Source organism: Roseateles sp. (assembly GCF_049240545.1).
Classification (GTDB): Bacteria; Pseudomonadota; Gammaproteobacteria; order Burkholderiales; family Burkholderiaceae_C; genus Paucibacter_A.
The window spans coordinates 1-2,071 of sequence record NZ_JBMLSK010000353.1; the positions used below are offsets into that span (position 1 = coordinate 1).

General features: G+C 63.6%; 2 protein-coding genes. One reads left to right on the top strand and one right to left on the bottom strand.

All coding sequences use genetic code 11. From position 1 onward, the window contains the following. Positions 1–69: 69 nt before the first annotated feature. Positions 70–1,317: an ISL3 family transposase gene (locus ACOVRJ_RS21525; protein WP_422045866.1), complete on the bottom strand. Its 1,248-nt coding sequence runs from the start codon at positions 1,315–1,317 to the stop codon at positions 70–72. Here ACOVRJ_RS21525 and ACOVRJ_RS21530 point away from each other — a divergent pair. After that, positions 1,316–1,762 (top strand): hypothetical protein, encoded by a 447-nt coding sequence (locus ACOVRJ_RS21530; RefSeq protein ID WP_422045867.1) that lies wholly within the window; start codon positions 1,316–1,318, stop codon positions 1,760–1,762. The genes ACOVRJ_RS21525 and ACOVRJ_RS21530 overlap by 2 nt on opposite strands. Positions 1,763–2,071 lie beyond the last annotated feature (309 nt).

A 2,071-nucleotide genomic window follows, 5' to 3' on the forward strand; every position in this document is an offset into this window, starting at 1 on the left:
CCCCCCCCCCCCCCGCCTCCGCGGGCAGCTTAGCTCGAACGTTAGGCAGCACAAACAAAGTCCGCTTCGTCAGAAGAATCTGTGGGCCAGTTTTGGCTCTGGAAGCCTGCCAAGCACGTGATACAGGGAGAGTTCAGCGATCCGGAAGGTCCTGTAGCCGTACGCTTTTCTCATAGTGACTTTGGCTTTGTTGTTCAGCCCCTCGATGATGCCGCTGGAGAACTGCTTCTTGGCCTTGAAGTAGTTGAGCAGCAGCTCGCGGTGCGCGCGCACGGTTCGGGCGAACCGCTTTACCGGCTCGATGCGTGAACGCATCGCCCGTTTGCACCAGGCGTCGAGGAACTTGGCCGCCCACGCCGGTGACGTGTATTCCCAGAACAGCTGGAATTCTTCCTTGAGCAGGTAGGCCCGCACGCTCTTCAGGTTGTAGCCCAGCAACTCGCGCAGACTCAATCGCTGCTTGTCCGTGAGGTTCTCCGGCCGCTTGAGCAGGCACCAGCGCTTCTTCTTGAGCACGGGCTCGTAGCCCTCGCGAACCATTCGCCGGGCCTCACCGGCGCGCACCTCGTCCAGCGCCTTGTTCAGCTTGGCCACCATGTGGAAGCGGTCCAGGATGTTCAGCGCCTGCGGGCAATGCCTGGCGATCATCTCCAGGTAGGGCCGCCACATGTCCGAGCAGACGAACTCGACCTTGCCGGCCAGGTCCTGGCCGATAAGGGTGAAGAAGCCTTCGAAGCTCTTCATCGTGCGGTCCCGGCCCACCCACAGCAGCCGCACGCAGTTGGCCTCGATCTGATAGACCAGCGTCAGGAACTTGTGGCTCTGACCGATGTGGATCTCGTCCACGCCAATGGCCCGCAGGGTCCCGAGTTCGCGATGCTCCAGCCCCCACTGCACGACATACTCCACCGCATGACAGACCTGATCCCAGGTCGTGCCGAAGCTCAGTGCCGTCTCCTTCCACGACAGCTTGCGTGCCCAGTGCGCCAGGTACAACATGTACGCCTTGGTCAGCGTGTGCTTGCCCATCGCCCAGGGCACTTGCTCGACCTTCACGCCGCACTGGCGGCATTGCACACGCCGCATGGCGTACAGCAGCATCACCGCATAGCCCCAGACCGGGATGAACTCGAAGCGCCGAACGGCCAGTACGTCGTACCCGGGTGCGGTGTTGCCGCAGCATGAGCAATGCGGCTTGGAGCCGCGGCGCGGCCGCACGTCGACCTCGATGGTGCTGGTGGCTTCGATCAGCCGCACGGCGGCGTAGACGAAGCCGGGGAAGTGGTGGCAGGCATTGAGCAAGCGAGCGAGCAACATGGCCGACTCCCGTGGCAGCGCCAATGACGAGTTCCATCTCGAGCCACAGGAGGCGCAGCGCCTGCGGCAAGCCTGCCCTGACCTGCACGACTGGCCCCGATCCTGGCACGTTGAGCCTGCCGACATCGTCGTGGGCCAACAGGTCGTTGAGTTGCTGACGCCGTTCCTGCTGCATCTGCTGGACCAGGGCCTGGCCAAGGCAACCGTGAGCCGGCACCGCGACAACCTCTGGACGCTCGGTGGCGAGCTGATCCGGCGCCGCTATGACGACGAAGAGCTTGCGCAGCAGGACGTCAAAGCCGCCATCGGGCAGCTCATCGGCCGTGACGGCGGACCGCTGATGTGGCCGCGCATCAACGAAGCGGAACAAGACTCGCTGGACGCAACCTGCCGCAAGCTTGAACGCTTCTGGCGCGCAGCGGCTTCCGCGCACGCATCGAGCTGACGCGTAAACACAGGACCGCGGTGGCGCCAACTGAACGGATGCCGCAACGCAGGTGATCGCCACCGTGCAGTGCAGAGTTGTCCACGGCGGCGGGCGGTCGGCGCTTGCGACGAACCGACAGACCGCCGCGGTGGGCAACTCGTGTCAAACGCTCAAATCGGCCTCAAATCGCCCACTGATAGTCCGGAAGAACCGCTTTTTGGAGGCTCACGTCCCCGTCAAAAAACGTGGTCCATGGGGAATCTGCGGACTCAGCTGTGGTGGCGCCTCGTGCGACCCCGATTAGGAAAGTGATTTAGCCCGCACCCC

What these genes read in the sequence shown, in the direction of transcription:
- ACOVRJ_RS21530 (WP_422045867.1), top strand. Translation starts at nt 1,316, where the DNA reads ATGGCCGACTCCCGTGGCAGCGCCAATGACGAGTTCCATCTCGAGCCA.
- ACOVRJ_RS21525 (WP_422045866.1), bottom strand. Translation starts at nt 1,317, where the DNA reads ATGTTGCTCGCTCGCTTGCTCAATGCCTGCCACCACTTCCCCGGCTTC.